We start from the raw sequence: 21,209 nt of genomic DNA on the forward strand, positions 1-21,209 counted from the left end.
GTTTTAAGTGATATAAAAAGGCAAAAAACTTATGTCTTTTGCCTTTTCAAAATTTGAATTAGTCATTTATTATATTATTCTACAAGTAATTTTATTGTTTTATAACCTGTTTGTCCATTACTTATTTTACAAAAGTATAGTCCTGTAACTAGATTATTTTTGTCCAATTGTATTTGATTATTACCTTTTTCGGCCTCAAAGTCAACTTGTTTTACAAGCCCACCCAATTGATTGTACACCAATAATGTAACCGTTTCTGCTTCTTGTACTGTAAAATTAACTTTAGTACTAGATTTCATCGGATTAGGAATAGCAACAGGATCATTGAATGCTCCTTCGCTATTCAAGTTTTCTGCAGTCGACTCATTGCTTGTTGAAAAGCGAAGTTGCTGTAAAGTCATAGCTTTAGTTTCTTCTTCTCCATTTTCGGCCAACATAGTAAATACTATAGATGTGATATCATCCACTTCAAAATCACCACCATTGATTGATGTAAATTCGGTAAACGGGATGCTATAATCCTGTAATTTATCGGCCAATACGATACTAGTTTTGTACTGTTCTTCCCAATTGCTTACACCTTCCTTAACCAATCTTATAATTAAAGTTCCTGTTCCTTTTCCTTTTAACTGTAAGCTTTTATAGTCAGAAAAATCTATTGGGCTAAACTTTGGCGTTAAAGATCTATAAGTTGCAATGTAATCGCTAGTGGTAGCTACTAGTTCTATATTTCTTTCAATAGGATATTCATTATCACTAAATTGAGCTTCATTTGGTTCTACGATATAGCTACTAACTATAGTGCTCTCCCCTGCATCATCGTAGCCCCATGAACCATCCGACATAAACAAATCATCTGGAGTTTGTATGCCATCTCCTATTCTAAAACCGATATCGAACAGGCTACCAGCATCAACTTCTACATTGGTAATATAACTACCATCTAAGCTCAATGTAGACGATATATTCTCTATAGCATTAGTTTCTGTAGCTCTTAATCCGCCTTCAAAATTAACAGCTTCGCTCTTATTGGTATTTATAATTTGTAATTCCAGCTTACCGTAGCGGTATTTTCCTTTCTTAACAAATACCGTAGGAGGTGCCGAGCTATTATAATTGCTTACTGGTTTTTGAATATCTAATAACCTTACTACTTCTTCTCCAAGTAGTAATAGATCGTCTAATGAATTAGACCATATTTGGAAATTATAGTATGGTACGTTGCTTTCATATTTATCTAAATTCCAATGACTTTCTATATCGAAGTTGTTATCTCCATTAACTGGTTTGGCTGATAAACTGAGTACAAATTCCACAGAACCATCAATATTTCTAATTAAAGCTTTTATAAAACTATGCTCTTTTATTTCTATGGTTGATACCGAAAGTAACTCTGCTCCCAATAATCTGTCACAAATATATTTAGTATGCTCGTAAACACCTTCATCTGTTTTAAGAACCATTATTGTAGATATAGCATTATCTGATTTCATGTAATCTACAGAGTAAATTTCTGTTGCATTGGTAATATTTAATAGATCGGTTGGAGACGATTCTATCACATAGTCTTCTCCTATGATTTCTACTGGCACAAAATCTGATAGTTGCAATTCTTCTTTACCTGTTTTTTTACCATATTTTGCTGATTTTACCAGTCGTTTTGCTGATGTTTTATCAAACTTATAATTATTCTTTGCTCTATTAAAGTTTCGCTTATTGATTAGCTCGGAAAGTCTGTTGTTACTCTCTAAACCACCTTCATTTCCACTTGAAGTTGGAACTTCTATAACTGGACAGGAAGCATACCCTGAACATGAAGGGTCTTCACAATCTACCAAGCCATCACCATCATCATCAATACCATTAATACAATCTTCTTGAGGTACTGGTGCTGTGGGACAACGTGCTCCATCATTTTGAGAACTGGAAGGTCCAAAAGCAAACAAATTGGAATCCATAGCATTTGTACCGTCTAAATCTTGTACATTTTGAATCACATAAATGGTTCCCGTTTGGTTTGCAGATACATAAAAACGCCCTGATGCATCAAAATAAACTGCGCCATAAGTATAATTTAAACCAGATAGAATAGGAACTTCTCCCAAATTTTCTATGGTGTCTGTATCTGTATCTATACGGTATAATATGTTTGTTTTCTTTTCTACAGTGTATAATTTACCATCTACGGCGTTAAACGCCCAATCATGGATACTTAAACTGAGTGGTAAATTTTTTGTAGCAATATGACCTCCGTAATTCTCAGAATCTGGATTTACATCTACGGTATAATAGGTTTGACCTCCTCCTTTTAGGTAATAAACACCCTGAGAACTTACATCACCAATGTATCGTCCACTTGTAGGCAGCTCATCTACATAAAAAATTAGAGTTGAAAAATCTTTTCCTATTCTAACTATAGATTTAGACGGATAACTTAACGAGCCCCATATATATCCATCTGCTGGATTGTATGCAGCTGCATTAATTGACCCTTCTGTAACATCGGTAGCTACTTCATAAGAATTTCCAGATGCTAAATCTATAGCATAAACATCGTTGTACTGGAATAAATAGGCATTATAATCGCAATTAAATGGTTCGTCTTGTGCGCAAATACGCAAAACAAGGAGAAAAGCAAGCATTAAAAGTAGGTTTTTTTTCATGTCAATGTAGTTTTGGATTACAAATTTAAATAAATATAGTTTCTGTTCTTTCAATTTTCGATGAATGCAAAAAATGTGTCGTCGAATGGTTTAATTTTATCGTTGAATCGTATTTATTTTTGTAAGTAAATACGTATTTTATATTAAATATTTTTAATTTACTCAATCAAAAAAGTACCGGAATGATATGTTCTTAAATCATCTAATATCAAATATTTATAAACCCCTTTTGATAAATTCGGTGCGTTATAAACTGCTTTTTTATTATTGGTTTTGATGTGTTGTAAGTCTACTGTTCTACCCAACATATCTATCACTTTAATGTCTATAAACTCAGACACATTTGTCAGTTTTATAGTTGTATTTATTTTAAATGGATTCGGATAATTTTGTAACGTCATGTTTTTTGAAACGTCCTCTTCTAAACTTAAAGACGCAGCTTTAGCAAAGGCTAAATCATTAATTGATATTTCAAAAGGTATATAGTTTACATAATCTCCTATAATAGAAAACACAACTGTTTTAATATTATCCAATGTACCGGGGTTTCCATTGGCATCAACAAAATCGTTAAAAGACAAACTATGGAACGTTTCTGTCTGATTGGCTGAAATTGAATATCGCAAACGGTTATTCCAATCGGTTAATTCTTCTGGCATCAAAACAATTTCTACGTCTTGGTTACTCAATATATTGAATTGAATAATGTTGAAATTTGAGACATCTAAAGTTAGATCTCCAGGTAGTAAATGTCTAAAAACATTCACATTCCCTTTCACTTGACCAGAAACCGTAGGCTGTCTTTCAACTTCATATAAATCATCGTTATAATCTATACTTTCATTATCTACGTGGAAATCCTCTATAGATACATACTCTTCTAAAAAATCTATTCCCCATGGTCCATCTGCTAAGTACATCGCATCTATTTGCTCAGATTCGTTTGTAGATAATGAGAATCCTATATCAAATAAAGCACCTATTTCTATACTAAGGGTTTCTGTATAATTACCGCTTAATGATATTGTTTTAATTAGGCTATTAATATCTGCAACTTCTGTTTCTTTTATATTGCCTTTAAAAGTCATTTGCTTTGATGCAGACCTATTAACGATATCTAAATGAACATTGCCATTTGTATAGTAACCGGATTTAACAAAAACCGACGGCAATTTATCTTCTGTCAAATCACTATGTAAGCCCTTTTGATTTGAATATGTATCTAAAACATGATTGGCTATAGCGAATACCTGAGAAAAGGAACTTCCCCAAATTTGAAAGTTATTATAATCACCTTCTGGATACTGTGCTATATTCCAAAAACTGTATAACTGATTGTGGTCTTCACCCAATTTAATAGAAAAACTTAATGTATATTCTATCTCACCGGTAGCTCTTTTTATTTTTGAACTAATAATATTATGTCCTTTAACTGTTACTGTTCTAATGTCTTCTAAGCTTGAATTATTAAGCCTGTCGCAAATAACTTTAGAATGATCGTAAACAACACCTTCTGTTTTGGTTGCTAAAGCTGCAGATACACGCTTATTATCCTGATAAACATCAATTGAGAATACTTCCTTGGCATTGGTAATCTCCAATAAGTCTTCTGGACTGGATACATACGCCGTTTCTGTTCCGTACATTCCTGTATCTGGCAAATAATTCTCTAAAGTGTTCGCTTCGCCTTTTTTTGTTTTTCCTTTTGAATATGTCTTTTGAAGCCCTTTTTTATCTAGTGTTTTCCCTAGTTTTTTACGTCTAAAATTACGTTTTGCTATTAAACTTGCTAAGTCACCGTTACTTTCTAAACCGCCATTATTGGCAGAAGTCACATCTGTGGCACTGCTTACATCTGCAAAGTTTGTACTCCTCATGGCTTCGTAAGGGTTTGCTGTAACGTAAAATATCGCATCGTTGAAGTCGTTATCGCAAGAACCATAATCACGTCTAATATCTTCAAACCCTAGAATAACACGCTCATTATCAGGATCATTAAGCAGCACATTGTGGAATCTTAAATCTGAATTTGCTTCTGGGTTATAATCAGGGTTAGAAAATAACTGCCAATGCCCATTCCCTACACTACTGGTGCTCGAATTCCATGCGTTAGCTAAAAGTACCCAACCTATACCGGTTCCTGCTTCAAATGTTCCAATTTTAACTTTATCTCCAACTTGTAATCCACCACCACTACCCAATGCTGAAGCATTAGGAAAAATAATAGTAATATCTTCTGGTTGTGGTTTTGTACTGGATGGATTATCAATATCATACGTATAAAACCCCAATACGTTTCTATACCCTGCACCTTCGCTAACAAAAGTCACCCATACATCGGCAGGGGCATCAAGAATAACATCGGTATCATATCCTGATGAAATATAGTGCGGATTGTAATCTGGAACAGGATAGCTCTCTGGTAAAGAATTGCTAATCATTTCCTGAGTCTCTACAGAAACAATATCTCCAGGGTTTTCTAAATAAAGAGGTGTTCCGTTTGATGTATAAGCTCCTAAATAGTTATAATTCTGTGCAATCATTGCACTCGTGAATAATATGCTAAATAATAGTAGATGTTTTTTCATGATACAATTGTTTTATATCATAAATCTACTTATATAATCTACTGGATATCTTTATTTTCGGTAGATGAAAATGAAGTGTAGATGAGTGGGGTTTTAAGTTCGTTTAATATTTTAAACGGGTTCCTATCGATCAGTTATAGAGTCATCTTATAATGTTATCACTATCGAGTTCAAGGATAACTCATTATAACTAATTATTGATAAAACCTGATGCTTAATACTTAAAGTAAATTCAAGCGCTTCATTAATTCCGGTCTATTTGAACGGCTTACTGGAATAACGTCTTTTTTAATAAGTACACTGTTATCTTCTATATCTATAATTTTTTTGGTGTTAATTATGTAAGATCGATGTACTTTTAAAAAAAGACTGTCTGGTAGTTTTTCTTCTATTTTTTTTAATGTAGAATGCACCGTATAATTTTGGTTTTCGGTTTTTACATGAATGTAATCTCCTTTGGCTTCAACTAGATATATACTTGATATATCTAACTTTATTAAGCGTCTGTCAATATTGATATACAAATCATTACCTGAATCTGTTTCAACTGCTTTTGGTGATGTATTATTTGTAGTTTGCTTTACCTTGGTCAATTCTGCTTTCTGAATTGCCTTTTCAAAACGGGGCAATCTTATAGGCTTTATTAAATAATCTACAATACAATCATACTCAAATGCTTCTATAGCAAATTTAGAATCGGAAGTTGTTAATATAATTTTTGGTGGATTTTTTAAACTTTGAATAAAATCAAACCCGGTAAAATCCGGCATATGAATATCTAAAAAAATTAAATCGACATCATTTTGATTTAAATATTTCATAGCTAGAATAGCATTAGGAAATTCTTCCAAAACATTCAAACTGGGCAGATTTGAACACAATTGTGCTATAATCGTTCTAGCCGTAGCTTCGTCATCTATAATGATACAGTTCATGAAGTAATATTATATGGTCGCTAAAAAGTCTGTTATAACTTTTAATATATTCTGAAAGTCTTCTTTGCCTAAATCTTTATTCTCTTTTAAATTGTTTTCGTAATCTGTGGCTATTTTATAACTTTCTTCAAGCCCTAAAATAGTAATTTTATGTTTAAGTTTGTGTACATTTTCTGAAGCTTTTTTAAAATTGTTAGCTGCTATGTTTTGTAGGTATACGTCTTTTTCATTTGGAAACTCTGTTTTAATAATACCAATTAGCTTATTTTTAAAAGCTTCATCTTCTCCAGAAAGTGTATCTATATATGAAAAATTGGGCTGTTCCATATTTACTTTTTTATTGTGAAATAAAACGTAGTACCTTTTCCAACTTCAGATTCAACCCAAATTTTGCCTTTAAACAGATCTATAATTTTCTTTACTATGGATAAGCCAATCCCTGTTGAATCTGCATGGTCATTTTCCAGCTTTTCAAAGGTTTTAAATATTTTTTTGTGATAACTCTCTTCTATTCCTTTTCCATTATCTTCTATGCTAAACTGCCAATACTCTTCCAATTCAAGAGCTTCAACTTTTATTCTACCCTTTTCTTTGTCATTGTACTTAATAGCATTATCGATAAAGTTTTGGAATAATTGCTGTAACCTGTACTTATCTCCTCTAACTGTAGGTAATTTGCCTATATCAATTACAAAACCTTCTGGCAAAGTAATAATACTTAATACATCTTTAAGTATAACATTTAAATCTACATCATAAATTTCAATTTGAGTTTTTCCAATAGTCGAATACTCTAAAATACCACTTATTAAAGCATCCATCTTTTCTACATTACTTCTTATTAACTCTAAATTCCCTTTTCCTTGTTCGTCCAGTTGGTCTTCATAATCTCCCTTTAACCATGTTGTTAATGCATCAATACTACGTAGCGGGGATTTTAAATCGTGAGATACCATATGTGCATAATCACTTAATTCCTGATTTTGATATGCCAACTCTTCCAAGAGTTTTTCTCTTTGTTTGTTTATTTCTACAATCTCTTTGGTTTGATTATCTATAAATTCCACCAATTTTAAACCATCAAATTCTGAATTATCTGTACCATTGCCTCCTTCTAAATCATAAAACTTGAGTGTATCGATAACACTTTTAAGTTTATTAATCACATCTTGTTGTGCTTCCGATTCTTGTTGCAGTTTTCTATTGGCTTGAAACAATTCCTCTGAGCTAATAGTCATGGATCGTTGGAGCATAATAAACTGTTCATCGAAATTATTGTACGATTTATTTATAGCATCAACAAAACCATCCAGTTCTATTTCACTTACCTGGTTTTCGTTTAAATATTTACGAATTTGTCTTTTAAGTAGTGTATTCATTATTCACTTATTAAAGTTATCGCCATTGTTTGATTATGTAATTGACATGAAACATACCCATGAAAAGGTGCTATTTCTCCATAAGAATAAAAACCAGATATGGTTGTGTTCTTACCTATAACTTCTATAACCTCTTCTACTTCTTCCTCAACACGTTGGTCCAGCACCAGTTTTCTACCAATACAACTTACTAACAGAGCTAATTCTGGTTTGGTCTTTCTAAACTCTAAAGCTTGTCTTGCAGCGCGTTCTGATGCATTTGCAATATTATCTACATTAGTCATCATTAATTGCACTTTATCATTTTCTGAAATATCTCCGGCCAGAATCATTGTATTATCTTCTTCATTTATATTTAAAATAGTACGTACTATTGATTCTTTTCCATCTGTAGCTTTTACATTTAAAGGGTATAATAATGCTGCTGCTGGTAGATCTTTAGACTTATCTCCCAAATATTTTTTATATAAATCTAATGCCGGTTGGTTGTCTAGTTCATACAATACATTAGACTTAGATTTTGTAACAACACGCTCTGGTCCAAAAGGGGTCCAACCACCATAAATAGAAAATGATGCTTCAATTGTTTCTCCATAAAAACCAATAGCTACTATTTCGCCAGATTTCGGATTTTCGTTATACGATGCAACTGTTTTTTCAAAACGTGCAGCATCTCCACATAATCCTCCTGTTATTAAAAGGTTCTCACTAGTTGCAGAACCCATCCCTTTAGTAAGCTCGCTTCCATTAACAAAACTGCCTTCAGAAACTACAAAAACAAATTTTAAATCTTCAGTCGGAAACTGTTTAATAAGCTCGTTTCCAGTTTTAAAACTATCCAAATCTGAAGTTAAAATATTACTTGTTTTTATTAAAAAATGGCTTTTTTCAAATTCTATTGCAGTAATGGTTATGCAATTGTCATCTACAGATTCTCCTGTAATGTCTCCACTTGTAGATCCAAATACTAAATGACCATCAGGAAATAAATCTCTAATTTCATCAAATACTGTAGGTTCTTCTAACATAAAACGGTTTCCGAAAATTAAAACTAAAGGGTTCGCTAAATCTAGCTTCTCACTAAGATATTGCCACTCTTGATTTTTATGCTTTTTTAATTGTATTATTTTCATACCTATTTCCTTTTTATTATTACTTTTTTATAAAAAATTGTACTTAATTTCGTTGTTATTTTAATATTGCAATAAACATAAGTGCATTTCATCACGTTTTTTAAACACTTCAACGAATGTAATACTTTTTTTAATATTTTCTAAAAAATGTAGGAAAAAATTTCTTTAAAGTAATGTCAATACTTACTAATATAAAAAGAAAATATATTTTAATTTATTGATTATCAATAAATTAAATAACACAAATTAATAATAAACTAGTAATTTTAAATCTTTATGTTTTTTGCCTTTATATTCTAATATTTACTTGAAAACAATAAATACAAATAAGATTTTACTTACAAAAATTAATATGAAGGTTTTAGGACTTATTAAGAATAGCTGTAGTTTAAACATTTACACTAATTGTTAACTGGTAAACACAAATGAAGTACGTTTAATAATTGCCAGAATAACAACTATAACTATATGAATAAAAAGGAATAACGATTACTTGGTGCCCGTTTTACTTTTGTATAGTGTAAAATAAAAGGTTGTTTCTTTACCTGGAACACTGTCTACCCAAATACTTCCTTGGTATAAATCGACAATTTTTTTAACTATGGACAAACCAACTCCTGTAGATTCCTTATTTACATTAAGCGACTGAAATATTTTGAAGATTTTATCGTGGTATTCTTTTTCTATGCCAATCCCATTATCTTTTATTGAAAATTGATAATATGATTTTTGTTCTATAACATCTATTTCAATAAGCCCTTTTTCTTTATCATTAAATTTTACGGCATTACTAATTAAATTTTGAAATAATTGTTGGAGTTTGACCTTGTCTCCGTAAACTGTAGGCAATGGATTTAATATTTTAACAGTAATATGTTCTGGTACAAACAATATTTGTTTTAAATCTTCTAAAAGTACATTTAAATCTGTGGTTTGTTCTTCATTCGTATCTGCTCCAACACTCGAATATAATAGGACATCTGAAATAAGCTGTTCCATTTTTTCCAAAGTGGATTCTATTAATTCAAAATTTTGTAAACTGGTTTCATCTAATTTCCCCTTAGTATCTTCTTTAATCCAACTAACCAATGCATTGATACTACGTAATGGTGATTTTAAATCATGGGATACAATATGTGCATATTCTTGAAGCTCTTCATTACTTTTTTCTAATTCATTTAAAAGATCTTTATTTCTGGACTCTGCCTTTTGTCGCTCTCTTAAATTGATCGCACTTTTAAGTTGCATAACTACTAAATTTGCAATACTATGAAGTGTGTGTAAATGTTCTTTTGAATAATAGTTTTTCTTATTGTATTCGGAATCTATAACGCCAATGACATGTCCATCACTAATAATAGGCACTGCAATTTTTGATAGTCCTTTTTTATCTTTAACAACATACCTATCGTCTAACTCTGTATTATTAACTATTTCTGCTTTTCCGGTTTTTGCGACCGATCCTACAACGCCTTCTCCTTTAGAAAATGTAACTTTATTATTATTATTTGTCTTTTTACCATAAGTTGCGATTTGCTCCAGAATATCACTCTTCTGGTCTACTAAATAAATACTGCATCTATCTGTATTTAAATATTTGGCTATTTTATTAGTTATTTCCAAGGCCAATTCATGAATATCCATTTTACCAAGTATGGCTTTGGCAACATCGTTGATCATGTCTATAATCAATGAATTTTCTCGTTCGGAAGTAACATCCTCGATAAGTGCTACATGAAATCTGATTTTTCCCGATTTATACCTCACTGCATTTACATTGGTCTTGGTCCAAAGTACAGAGCCATCTTTCTTTTTATATCGTTTAGATATGGCAAAATCTTCTATTTCACCAGAGTTCATTTTCTTTAAATACGCTTTAGACTCAGAGAAATCTTCTTTAAAAGAAATATCTTTAATAGTTAGTTTGGACAGTTCTTCTTCTGTATAACCTAATAATTTTTGTATGGCTTCATTTGTCCTAACTATATTATCATCTTTAATTAGTACGATACCTAAAGATGAGTTTTCTACTATAACATCTAATTCTTTCTTTTGTTCTTCTATAAGTTCTGCGGTACGCTTAGACTCTGTTATGTCTCTTATTATACCTTGTGCTCCAACGGGCATTTTTAATTTATTATAGATAACACTGGCATTAATATGCACCCATTTAACAACTTTAGTCTTTGTTATAATTCGGGCTGTATAGTCTGTAAAAACACCTTTTTCTTGTAATTTTCCAAACGACTTAAATGCATATTTAGCATCTGGTTTGTATATAACATCTACAATATTGAATCTTTCTTTATTGAGGTCATACTCAAAAAGATCTATGGCAATATCATTCATTTTTAAGGCATTACCATTTAAGTCTATTATTATATAAGCATCATTAATATTTTCGAAAACACCTTCAAGTTCTGATGTTTTTTCTTCTAAAAGCTGTTCTAATTGACCGTTTGCACCTTTTAATTCCTCTGTAAGGTTATAAAGTTGCAAAGACTTATCTTCCAAGATTTTCTCAGCCTGTTTTCTAGCTGCTTTCTCTCGGGCAAGTGCACGTTCTATTATATTAATGCCGCTTTTAATCATTAGTTTTTATTAATAATAAACATAACTTCTGTTCCGTCCTCTCTTATTTTTTCAATCTTAATTGTTGCTTTAGAATTAAAATGCTCAAATGTTTTATTCATTAACCCCAAACCAAAATGATGCATCGCTCTACTTGATTTATAAATCATGACAAGCGAATTTTCTGTTTTTTCAATAACATCAAAGGTTGGTAATTCAGCATCTGGGTATATCTTTCTTACCTCTACATGTATATGGTTTTCTATGGACGATAACATCTCTATAGGATCTTTATATGTATCTAAAAGCCCAGGGTAACTTTCTTTTAAAACACTAAAAAAATGCTCAGCATAAATTAATAACAAATCATCAATTGATATACTGGTATTGGCGCTTAAATGTTGAAGTAGTTGTAACATTTCTGAAAACTTGTAAGTTCCTACTGCTGTATAAATGCCACCGGATTCTAAATCGGATTGATTAATAATGTCATCAACCATTTCCAGTCCAAACTTTTGTTCAACTAAATCTAAAAACTCTGTAAAAACAATACCTTTCATATTTATACTTTAATATATTATCTAATGGACTTTGTTTAAGCTTTTATTAATTCGTTAATACTCCAATAATCGAGTAGTTTTTCAATCTTCGTTATATAATCTTCATATTTTAAAGGTTTTAAAATATAACCGGCTATACCAATTTTATAACATTCTAATAAATCTTTTTGATTGCTAGAAGTTGTTAGGATTATTGTTGGTATATACTTCATCCTTTCATCATTTTTTAAAATAGATAAGAATTCTATACCATTAATCTTAGGCATATTTAAATCTAATAAAATAATATCAGGTAGCCTATCTTTTAATTCTAAAACCTTAAGTGCTTCTTCACCATTATTGGCTTCGGTAATTTTATGTGTCAATTGTAGCGATGAAATTGCTCTATTTAATTTCATCACCTCTATCATATCATCTTCTATAAGAAGAATATTTAAATTAGTTTTCATGTCTCTCAGATTTATATCCGAAAGATAGAACAATGTCGTAAATTATATTTTTTGATTTCGTTTGACTAAAAATAAGTGTAGACGAATGGTAATTAAGTGTAGACGAATGGTTTTTGATGTTTGCTGGAAAAAATTTCAAATAAAGATAAGATACTGCTAATTTCAGCTTTTAATATAATGTTCTACTGTTTAACAACTAATAAATTATTTAACCAAAACTTTCTTTTCGAAACTACTTTTTGGTGCTTCGCAAAGTGAACATTCGTAAGTTTCAGAAAGACTATCAAAAGGTGTATTAGGAACTATATTTTGAGTAATATCTCCATATGCTTCATTGTATATGGTTAAACACTCAGAACATTGATATACTTCTTCTTCAGCGGCTTCTTTATTAATAATACCAGTAGTTTCCTCTTCGCGTTCTGTTCCTAATTGTTCAAAATACAACTGACTAAGTTCCATTAATAAGCCCGGTAATTCGACCTTATCAACATCCTGAACATGCATGATATACTCTCTTGTATTAGGGTCGAAGTTTTTGGCGTATAATAAATTGTAAGTATCTCTAATTTTAAAATCACCAATAGCTTCAGGCTGTCTGTTTTTTTCGACCACAATGGAAGTAAAATTATAGGTATCGCTATCGTAACTTGTAATACCAAACGTTAAGCCATAAGTACTAATATCGTTTTGGTCGAAATTGGTAACTAAATACTTTTTTAAGCTCAATGCTTCTTTATCATTCACTGGCACATGCCAATTCATTTCAAGCATAGAATGGCGCACGTTTATACCGAATTTACCTAAAAACTTTTCCCATATTAATTTTGAATGTAGCGGTATTCCTTTAACTATAAAGGATTTCCATGGGGTAATTGATATTTTACCAATTTTATTTTCCGAGCATAAATCGCACATGGCTTTTAAAAAGGGTATATCGTATCTGTTGTTTCTCCAATATAGTCCCAACCAGTATCGATCTGGGCCTATACGGTTCATACCTTCATAGTACGGAAAAGGGTAAAAAGGCACTTCTAAAGGCTTATCTACGGTTCTGTTATTGGTATCTACAGCGTCACTTACTAAATCGAAAACTGTTTCAATATTTTCTGGTTCTTCTATTAAAATATTTTCAATGGCCAGCTCAATTTTATCCATATCCCAACTGTAAATTAAAGCAGGATACATTTCTGTGTTTTTCCAACCTGGTAATCTCAAGTACAAATACCAATAATCTTCATGTTCTGAAGCAATAAAATTCACATTCCCTGTAAATAAAGGAACTAAACGTTGCTTAGGGTCTATAACATTAATTCTTAGCTTCGGACTACGTTTAAACTGCTCTAAAACATACAAATATTTGTCACTTGTTAACCATGAGGTACTCGGTAAAATTTCTGCCGAAACATACGACGATGCTATATTCTCTACACCATCTCTTTTTGGTTTTACAAATTGAATTTTATTAAATTGTTCAAACTTAGTGTCATCAATTTTTTCTGGAAAAATAATATCTTGTCTAGAACCAAAAGAAATAGCGTCTAAGCCCAATTTTTCTGCAGCTTCACAAATATATTTTAATTCTCCCGGCGATAATACACCTCCGCTTATTCTTAATCTATATCGTTCGTCCATATTATGCTAGTACTTTTGAATTTAGAAGTATTTCCCTAACTTCAGTTTTACAACTTCCGCAACCTAAACCTGCTCCGGTTTTATTACACAATTCGGTAAAATCTGTACAACCTTTTGCTATGGCTTCTTCAATGTTCCCTTCGCCTACTTGACTACACGAGCACACTAATTTACCTAAAACCGGTGTATCGTTTGATGAACCACGAAGTAATGTATTTCGCTTATCGGCCATTTCAATTTTACTTTCAATCATGGTTTTAAATTCTGCGAATTCATTTTTATCGCCCATTAAAACCGCGCCTATAAGTAAGTCGTCTTTTACGATACATTTTTTATAGTAGCGTTTAGATATATCTGTAAAAATAACTTCCTCGTAACTATGGTCATTTTCCGGAACTTCAATATCTCCTATACTACATAAATTAAGGTCGTTAAACTTTAAAATATTCATGAGTACAGATCCGTTGTAAGCACAACTTATATCACCTGCTATAAAATTAGCTAAAATACCTGCTTGCTCTTCTGCTGCTGATGTAATTCCGAATAATTGATTATTATACTCTGCAATCTCACCTATAGCAAAAATATCGGGATGTGAGGATTGTAAATGCTGATTTACCTTAACGCCTCTACTACAATCTATACCATTTTCTTTTGCTATTTCAATGTTAGGAATGGTTCCTATGGCATAAACAATAGCATTGGCTGTGATGAGTTTACCACTCTTCAAATTGATATTTAATTCGCCTGTATCTTCATCATTAAACACCGTACTAACTTCATTATCAAAATAAATTTGAATACCACGTTCCTGTACATCTAATGCCAATAATTTACTCGAAATTTTATCTAATTGGCGTTCCATTAATCTTGAAGCACGTTGTACTATGGTGATTTTTACATTTTTGTGCTTCATGGCTGCTGCCAACTCTAATCCCAATAAACCACCACCAACAATGACTACATGCTGTTCTTCTGGTGGTAAACCTGTTGCATCTAGATATTTTTTAAACTTATCGGCATCGTTTTTATTCCGCATGGTAAACCTGCCCGGAAGATCTATTTGTACATCTTTTGGAATAAATGCACGGCTTCCTGTAGCCATGATTAATTTATCAAATGTATGCTGAACACCATTTTTATCGGTAGCAATTTTATTTTCCTTGTCTATTTTAGAAATAGAGTTTTCCGGATGTAAAACAATGTTTAACTTATCTAGTTCTGTTTGCTTTATTTTAAGTAATTGCTCCCATGATAGTTCTTCGGTAACATATTCTGGTAATAAAACGCGATTATAAAATAAGTTGGGCTCTTTTGAGAACACATGAATTTCATCTTTTTCGTTGTAATCCCTATAATTTTGAATGAACCTAAACGATGCTGCTCCTGCTCCAACGATAATAATTTTTTCGTTAACCTTTTTATATTTTGAAACAGAAACTTTGGTAAATTTAAAATCCGGTTCTTTAGAGATAGGATCTACAAGTGTATTGGTTAAATTGTTAGCCCTGTTTAAATCACTTTGAAGTTGTTTACCCCAATGCATCGGTAAAAACACCACACCTTTCTTAATAGCATCGGTAACCTTGGCCCTAACACGAACTATACCATTTTCACTTTTAATCTCCGTAATAGCACCGTCCTTGACCTTATATAAGTAAGCATCAACCGGATTAATTTCTAAAACTGGTGTTGGGTAATGTGTTTTTAAACGGGATACTTTACCCGTTTTTGTCATGGTATGCCATTGATCGCGTACTCTTCCTGTTGTAAGGATTAAAGGGTAATCGCCATTTGGCTGAATTGAAGTGTTTTTTATATGTGTGGGTAAATTAAATATCGCTTTTCCTGAAGGCGTGTAAAACTTTTTATCTTGGAAAAGTCGTTTTGTCCCAGAGTGTCTATGTTCTGGTACTGGCCACTGAAACGTACCTTCATTTTTTAGTCTATCGTAATTTAAAAAAGATACATCAATATTAGTGCCTTTAGTCATTGATGTATATTCACTATAAATCTCTTCTGCACTATTATAATTAAAGCCTCTAAAGCCCATACGCTGTGCAAAATCACAAAGTATATCTACATCTGGTCTTGCTTCTCCGGGAGCATCAATTTCTTTTGGTAAGTATGATATTCTTCGTTCAGAATTTGTCATAGTACCTTCCTTTTCTAACCAGCCTGCCGCTGGTAATACCAAATCTGCATACTCTAGAGTATCTGATTTATGCGAAATATCCTGAACCACAACAAACTTAGAGTTTTTCATGGCCTTTTCAATACGATGTGTATTTGGCATACTAACCAATGGGTTAGTACAAACAATCCAAACGGCTTTTAATTTTCCACTATCAAGTGCATCAAACATTTCGGTAGCGGTAAAACCTGGTTTTGGAGATATTCTATCAACTCCCCAAAATTGGGCTACTTCTCGCCTATGTTCTTCATTCATCAAATCTTTATGAACCGCTAATAGATTGGCCATACCTCCTACTTCTCTACCTCCCATCGCATTGGGTTGTCCTGTAAGCGAAAAAGGCCCCGATCCTGGTTTTCCAACCTGACCTGTAATTAACGATAAGTTTAAGAGAGCTACATTCTTATCGGTACCAACCACACTTTGGTTAAGCCCCATAGCCCACATACTTATAAAGCCTTTTGAAAGCCCTATAATATCGGCTGCTTTTCTTATGTCTTTCTCAGAAACTCCACATATTTTTGAGGCTTCTTTTAAAGAAGTTTTAAAAATTAAATCTTTATAATCCTGAAAACCTTCTGTATGTTTTTTAATAAAACTTTCGTCAATTAATCCACGTTTATATAAACATCTACCAATAGCGTTATACAGTATTACATCGGTACCTGGTAGTAATTGTAAATGTAAATCTGCAAAGTTTGCAGTATCTGTTTTTCTTGGGTCTACTACTATAATTTGAGTATCCGGATTTTCTTCTTTATGCTTTTCTATACGTCTAAAAAGAATGGGATGACACCAAGCCGGGTTTGCTCCGGTTATTAAAAATGTATCTGCTAATTCAATATCTTCATAAGAAATTGGTACACTATCTTCTCCGAATGTTTTTTTATAGCCCACAACAGCAGAGCTCATACATAAACGAGAATTGGTGTCGATGTTATTGGTACCTATAAAGCCTTTTGTAAGCTTGTTGGCTATATAATATTCTTCTGTTAAACTTTGACCGGACACATAAAACCCAACACTATCTGGTCCGTGTTTTTTAATAATAGATTTAAAAACGCTAGCTGCTCTATCTAAGGCATCATCCCAACTAACTCGTTCTCTTGGGTGTGAACGACTCCAACGCATTTCTGGGTATAAGATTCTATCTGAAGTATCATTTGCTACATAATGCAAATTCATCCCTTTAGAACATAACATGCCTTTATTAACTGGGTGATCTTCATCGCCCTCGACCAAAACTTTATTATTGTTATCTTTTTTAACAATAATTCCGCAGCCTACACCACAATAAGAACATGTTGTTTTTATTTCGTTTTTAATCATTCAGACTAACATTTTACACTAAATAATACATTTTATTTACAGAAAACAAATGCTAACTTCATTATTCTGAATACCTTAAAAAAGGTACTTTTTATTTGAAATTTAATAAAAATCAGTATCTAAAATTAGCTTTTTACTTTAACAGGAATTAAATCCTCTTTTGAAGCATTTGTGTCCATTTTGGCTACTTTTTCGTCTTCAGATGAAAAACGAATAGCTAACGATACTACTGCAGTAATAACTACTATAGCCCCAATTATAAAATAACCACTTGAAACCGCTGTAGATGCTGCTGCCGATTGGGCTACTTTTATAGCTTCTTCACCCAATCCTGTATTTTCTGCTATGGCTGCTTTTTCGGCGGTTGCCGACTGAGATTTTAATAGCATAGCTGCTAAAAATGCCCCTACATTTCCTCCCGCTCCAACTATACCTGAAACAGACCCTATTGCTTTTTTATTTATAAAAGGAACAACAGAAAATGTTGCGCCTTCTGCCATTTGAACTGATAAACTAAATAGGATTAAAAATAATATTCCAACTATAATACTGGTTGTTGTTGAAAAAGTCATTAACATACAACCTTGTACTGCTAAAATAGCAGACAAGAATAGTACACGGCCTCTAAGCCCTTTTAACTTCCCGAATTTATCTCCAAAAAAGCCACCTAGGGTACGCGCAAAAATATTCATTAAAGCAAATGATAAAACGATATTACCCGCAGTCACCCTCTCTAGTTGAAAGGTATTTTGTAAATAATCATCCATAGTACCATAAACTGTTAACTCAATTCCAAAACAAGCGGCATATACTATAAATAGGATCCAAGTTCTATAATCTTTTAAAACGGTTCCGAAACCAACCTGGTCTTTCTTTTTTTCAATTTCAATTCCAGATGCTCTTAAATCTTTAAAATTTCCTTTTGGAGTATCTTGTGTAAAAAAGTAATATACAATTCCCATTGAGAAACAAATGACACCTGCAATAACCATAGAATATCTCCATGCTTCTGCCTCAGCCACTCCAAATCCAACAACTGCCGCAGCAATTAAAGGCATTCCTAAACGATTGGCACCTCCACCAAGGTTACCCCAACCAGCCGAGGTTGCATTTGCTGTACCAACAATATTTGGTGCAAACATTAAAGAGGTGTGTACTTGAGTAATTACAAACGATGCTCCTATAAACCCAATAAACAACCTGCATATTAAAAATTGCATTGGTGTTTGTACTAATCCGCAAAGTATAACAGGAATAGCTCCTAACATAAGTAACCAGGTGTAGCATAATCTCGGTCCATATTTATCACATAATTTTCCAATAAGTAAACGAGCAAATACAGTTCCTGAAACTGCTAGAATTATTGAATTCCATTTTTGATCTGGCGTTAAGCCTAAATCTTTAACAACATCTGGCATAAACGGTACGATACCAAACCATGCAAAAAAACACATGAAAAATGATATAGCTGTGATCCAAAATGTACGTATAGAAACGTTTTTAAGGTTTAATAAGTTTAATGTGGTAGATTTAGTTTGTGTTTTAGTGTCCATAATTAAGTACTTTTATACGTACAAAATTAAGTAATTATACTTAATTTTAAAACGTAAAAATACGTAATTTCAAAAAAAATATCAGATTGATAATTATGGAATAGGGATTTTGAGGATTTGGTAAAAAAGAGGAAGAATTGAACAGAAAATTAAGCTTTAAATAATTGGAAGTAGTCCAAACTTTTAGTCAACGATCACTTACCCTTCATCTTAAGTCTTGACTTTTTATTTCTCTATAGCTGTTGCTACTCTAATACCATTTCCGACCTAGAATGACCTATTAAAATTTGCTCTTTTTCGCTTATACTTCAAAATAAAATGTAGTCGTAACTAAGGCTATGACTGCATTTTCTTTTTTGCCTAAACAAAAAATAGCTGCTTTTTATTTGAGTCATTCTAAATCAGAACTGGTATAAAATGTGTTTTTTTAGTTTTTCTATGAAGTCGAGAAATTAGTTGCAAACTAAACGAGGTTATATTCCTTAGCCTTATTACTAAGTTCCATAATATTTTTTACCTCTAGTTTTTTCATCAAATTAAAACGATGTACTTCGGCTGTTCTTCTGCTAATACTAAGTTCTTCTGCTATGTCTTTATTATTTTTAAGTTGCAAGACTAAACCAAGTATTTGTTTTTCTCTTTTGGTAAGATGAAACGGGTCTGCTACTGAAGCTTTTTTAGAGGTACTTTCAACATTACCATTTACAAAATTGTTAACGATAATGGCAGACACATCACCAGCAAAATACTTATCGCCCGATGCTACTTTAGTCAACGCCTTTAAAAATTCATCTTTACTGGCTCCTTTTAGTAAATAACCATCTGCACCCGCCTGAATGGCTTTAACGACATATTCTTCGGAATCATGCATAGACAACACCAAAGTCCTTACGTTTTTATGTTTTTTTGAAACTTGAGTAACCACCTCTATACCGTTAATTTCCGGCATTCTTATGTCTACAATTAGTAAATTCGGATTGGTCTCTTCTAAAATTTCTAAGGCTTCTTTTCCATTAGATGCTTCTGCTATAACTTCTATCCCCTGCTCGTCTTCTAAAAGTGCTTTGATCCCATCTCTTACCAACTCATGATCATCTGCTAAGACTATTTTTATAGTATCCATTTTACTAATTTAAATAAGTATGACAAAAATAATAAATTATTACGTAATTATACTTATTTATCATTCTCTAAGGGCTGTTACCTGAATTTCAATTTTCATGTTTTCATCTGCCAAGCCTCCTGAAAACATAGTCGCCGCTGGTTTAATTTTTCCAAAATATTTTTTTAAAACCGGCCAACATTGTTCAAACTTTTTAGCGTCAGGTAAAATATAAGTAACTCTAACAACATCTGACAAACTAGCATCTGCCTCTTCCAGAGTTTTTTTTATGTTCTTTAAACACTGTTCGGTCTGCTCGACTATATCATCACTAATGGTCATGGTTTCATAATCATAACCTGTTGTTCCTGATACAAATATCCAATTACCTTGTACTACTGCTCTGGAATAGCCTATTTTTTCTTCAAATGTTGAACCTGAGCTTATTAGTTTTCTTTTCATTGTTAGAGAGCTTTTGTTTGTTAAATGTGTTTTTATGCATCAATATGCCCACCAAAGATATTAATTTTACATTCCAAAGTCATTTCGATCCCGATAACTTCGGGAGAGAAATCACATAACACAATTATAAGGATCTATATTACTTTTACAATGTGATATCTCAATCGTACCTCATTTCGATATGACTATTCCCATATCATTTAAAATTAGGTTAGCTATTATCAAAAAGTAAGATAAATCTTATAATTACAAATATTCACTATATTTATTAAATGCAACATAAATTCTTTGTCTATATAACAGCAAATAAATATAGAACCACTTTATATATTGGTTTTACTAATAATATTCAAAACAGATTATCTCAGCATTACTTTGATAGTCAAAATGCCAAAAAGTCGTTTGCAGGTAAATATGGCTGTGTTTATCTGGTTTACTATGAAACCTTTGATTATCCTAAACCTGGTATTTCCAGAGAAAAAGAATTGAAAAAATGGAGGCGAGAAAAGAAGAATAAGTTAATATCTGATTTTAACCCCAAATGGGAGACTTTAAATAATCAAGTATTCTAGTAATTTAGAATATTATGTGATGTCTCTCTATGTTCGACATGACAACGAAATATAAATTTAGCACTCAAGTCATTTCGACATGAC

Annotated in this window: 15 protein-coding genes; 1 reads left to right on the forward strand and 14 read right to left on the reverse strand. The window is 32.1% G+C overall.

The features are described 5' to 3' along the window. Nucleotides 1-74: 74 nt before the first annotated feature. The 14 genes from Q4Q35_RS02385 to Q4Q35_RS02450 form a co-directional block, all read right to left on the reverse strand. Nucleotides 75-2,663 carry a DUF6923 family protein gene (locus tag Q4Q35_RS02385; protein WP_303276323.1) on the reverse strand — a complete coding sequence of 863 codons (2,589 nt, stop codon included), beginning with the start codon at nucleotides 2,661-2,663 and terminating at the stop codon, nucleotides 75-77. Nucleotides 2,664-2,821: 158 nt separating this feature from the next. Continuing rightward, nucleotides 2,822-5,251: a DUF4114 domain-containing protein gene (locus Q4Q35_RS02390; protein ID WP_303276324.1), complete on the reverse strand. Its 2,430-nt coding sequence runs from the start codon at nucleotides 5,249-5,251 to the stop codon at nucleotides 2,822-2,824. Nucleotides 5,252-5,472: 221 nt separating this feature from the next. Then, the gene (locus Q4Q35_RS02395; protein WP_303276325.1) at nucleotides 5,473-6,186 is read right to left on the reverse strand and encodes a LytR/AlgR family response regulator transcription factor; all 714 of its coding nucleotides are present in this window, start codon (nucleotides 6,184-6,186) and stop codon (nucleotides 5,473-5,475) included. Nucleotides 6,187-6,195: 9 nt separating this feature from the next. Beyond that, on the reverse strand, nucleotides 6,196-6,513 hold the full coding sequence (locus Q4Q35_RS02400; protein WP_303276326.1) for an Hpt domain-containing protein: 318 nt from the start codon (nucleotides 6,511-6,513) through the stop codon (nucleotides 6,196-6,198). A gap of 2 nt (nucleotides 6,514-6,515) precedes the next feature. Next, a complete protein-coding gene (locus Q4Q35_RS02405; RefSeq protein WP_303276327.1) occupies nucleotides 6,516-7,565 on the reverse strand; it encodes a sensor histidine kinase in 1,050 nt (349 codons plus the stop codon). Next, nucleotides 7,565-8,698: an FIST signal transduction protein gene (locus tag Q4Q35_RS02410; protein ID WP_303276328.1), complete on the reverse strand. Its 1,134-nt coding sequence runs from the start codon at nucleotides 8,696-8,698 to the stop codon at nucleotides 7,565-7,567. The genes Q4Q35_RS02405 and Q4Q35_RS02410 overlap by 1 nt, the downstream gene beginning before the upstream one ends. 489 nt (nucleotides 8,699-9,187) lie before the next feature. Next, entirely contained in the window at nucleotides 9,188-11,290 is a 2,103-nt protein-coding gene (locus Q4Q35_RS02415) for a PAS domain S-box protein (RefSeq protein WP_303276329.1), read from the reverse strand. Further along, complete coding sequence (locus Q4Q35_RS02420) at nucleotides 11,290-11,829, reverse strand: heme NO-binding domain-containing protein (RefSeq protein WP_303276330.1); 540 nt, start codon at nucleotides 11,827-11,829, stop codon at nucleotides 11,290-11,292. The genes Q4Q35_RS02415 and Q4Q35_RS02420 overlap by 1 nt, the downstream gene beginning before the upstream one ends. Nucleotides 11,830-11,864: 35 nt before the next feature. After that, nucleotides 11,865-12,278, reverse strand: coding sequence for a response regulator (locus Q4Q35_RS02425; protein WP_303276331.1), 414 nt, complete (start codon nucleotides 12,276-12,278; stop codon nucleotides 11,865-11,867). Nucleotides 12,279-12,482: 204 nt separating this feature from the next. Continuing rightward, nucleotides 12,483-13,913 carry a rubredoxin gene (locus tag Q4Q35_RS02430; protein ID WP_303276332.1) on the reverse strand — a complete coding sequence of 477 codons (1,431 nt, stop codon included), beginning with the start codon at nucleotides 13,911-13,913 and terminating at the stop codon, nucleotides 12,483-12,485. A 1-nt stretch (nucleotide 13,914) separates the two neighbouring features. Continuing rightward, a complete protein-coding gene (locus tag Q4Q35_RS02435; protein ID WP_303276333.1) occupies nucleotides 13,915-17,436 on the reverse strand; it encodes a nitrate reductase in 3,522 nt (1,173 codons plus the stop codon). Between the two features lie 125 nt (nucleotides 17,437-17,561). Next, entirely contained in the window at nucleotides 17,562-18,989 is a 1,428-nt protein-coding gene (locus tag Q4Q35_RS02440) for an MFS transporter (protein ID WP_303276334.1), read from the reverse strand. 463 nt (nucleotides 18,990-19,452) lie between these two features. After that, nucleotides 19,453-20,112 (reverse strand): response regulator transcription factor, encoded by a 660-nt coding sequence (locus tag Q4Q35_RS02445; protein ID WP_303276335.1) that lies wholly within the window; start codon nucleotides 20,110-20,112, stop codon nucleotides 19,453-19,455. Between the two features lie 60 nt (nucleotides 20,113-20,172). After that, on the reverse strand, nucleotides 20,173-20,553 hold the full coding sequence (locus Q4Q35_RS02450) for a RidA family protein (protein WP_303276336.1): 381 nt from the start codon (nucleotides 20,551-20,553) through the stop codon (nucleotides 20,173-20,175). Between the two features lie 272 nt (nucleotides 20,554-20,825). Between Q4Q35_RS02450 and Q4Q35_RS02455 the strand changes: the two genes are divergently transcribed. After that, the gene (locus Q4Q35_RS02455) at nucleotides 20,826-21,125 is read left to right on the forward strand and encodes a GIY-YIG nuclease family protein (protein ID WP_303276337.1); all 300 of its coding nucleotides are present in this window, start codon (nucleotides 20,826-20,828) and stop codon (nucleotides 21,123-21,125) included. The last annotated feature ends 84 nt before the right edge of the window (nucleotides 21,126-21,209 follow it).

This window comes from Flavivirga aquimarina, assembly GCF_030540835.1.
GTDB lineage: Bacteria > Bacteroidota > Bacteroidia > Flavobacteriales > Flavobacteriaceae > Flavivirga > Flavivirga aquimarina.

What these genes read in the sequence shown, in the direction of transcription:
- Q4Q35_RS02385 (WP_303276323.1), bottom strand. Translation starts at nt 2,663, where the DNA reads ATGAAAAAAAACCTACTTTTAATGCTTGCTTTTCTCCTTGTTTTGCGT.
- Q4Q35_RS02390 (WP_303276324.1), bottom strand. Translation starts at nt 5,251, where the DNA reads ATGAAAAAACATCTACTATTATTTAGCATATTATTCACGAGTGCAATG.
- Q4Q35_RS02395 (WP_303276325.1), bottom strand. Translation starts at nt 6,186, where the DNA reads ATGAACTGTATCATTATAGATGACGAAGCTACGGCTAGAACGATTATA.
- Q4Q35_RS02400 (WP_303276326.1), bottom strand. Translation starts at nt 6,513, where the DNA reads ATGGAACAGCCCAATTTTTCATATATAGATACACTTTCTGGAGAAGAT.
- Q4Q35_RS02405 (WP_303276327.1), bottom strand. Translation starts at nt 7,565, where the DNA reads ATGAATACACTACTTAAAAGACAAATTCGTAAATATTTAAACGAAAAC.
- Q4Q35_RS02410 (WP_303276328.1), bottom strand. Translation starts at nt 8,698, where the DNA reads ATGAAAATAATACAATTAAAAAAGCATAAAAATCAAGAGTGGCAATAT.
- Q4Q35_RS02415 (WP_303276329.1), bottom strand. Translation starts at nt 11,290, where the DNA reads ATGATTAAAAGCGGCATTAATATAATAGAACGTGCACTTGCCCGAGAG.
- Q4Q35_RS02420 (WP_303276330.1), bottom strand. Translation starts at nt 11,829, where the DNA reads ATGAAAGGTATTGTTTTTACAGAGTTTTTAGATTTAGTTGAACAAAAG.
- Q4Q35_RS02425 (WP_303276331.1), bottom strand. Translation starts at nt 12,278, where the DNA reads ATGAAAACTAATTTAAATATTCTTCTTATAGAAGATGATATGATAGAG.
- Q4Q35_RS02430 (WP_303276332.1), bottom strand. Translation starts at nt 13,913, where the DNA reads ATGGACGAACGATATAGATTAAGAATAAGCGGAGGTGTATTATCGCCG.
- Q4Q35_RS02435 (WP_303276333.1), bottom strand. Translation starts at nt 17,436, where the DNA reads ATGATTAAAAACGAAATAAAAACAACATGTTCTTATTGTGGTGTAGGC.
- Q4Q35_RS02440 (WP_303276334.1), bottom strand. Translation starts at nt 18,989, where the DNA reads ATGGACACTAAAACACAAACTAAATCTACCACATTAAACTTATTAAAC.
- Q4Q35_RS02445 (WP_303276335.1), bottom strand. Translation starts at nt 20,112, where the DNA reads ATGGATACTATAAAAATAGTCTTAGCAGATGATCATGAGTTGGTAAGA.
- Q4Q35_RS02450 (WP_303276336.1), bottom strand. Translation starts at nt 20,553, where the DNA reads ATGAAAAGAAAACTAATAAGCTCAGGTTCAACATTTGAAGAAAAAATA.
- Q4Q35_RS02455 (WP_303276337.1), top strand. Translation starts at nt 20,826, where the DNA reads ATGCAACATAAATTCTTTGTCTATATAACAGCAAATAAATATAGAACC.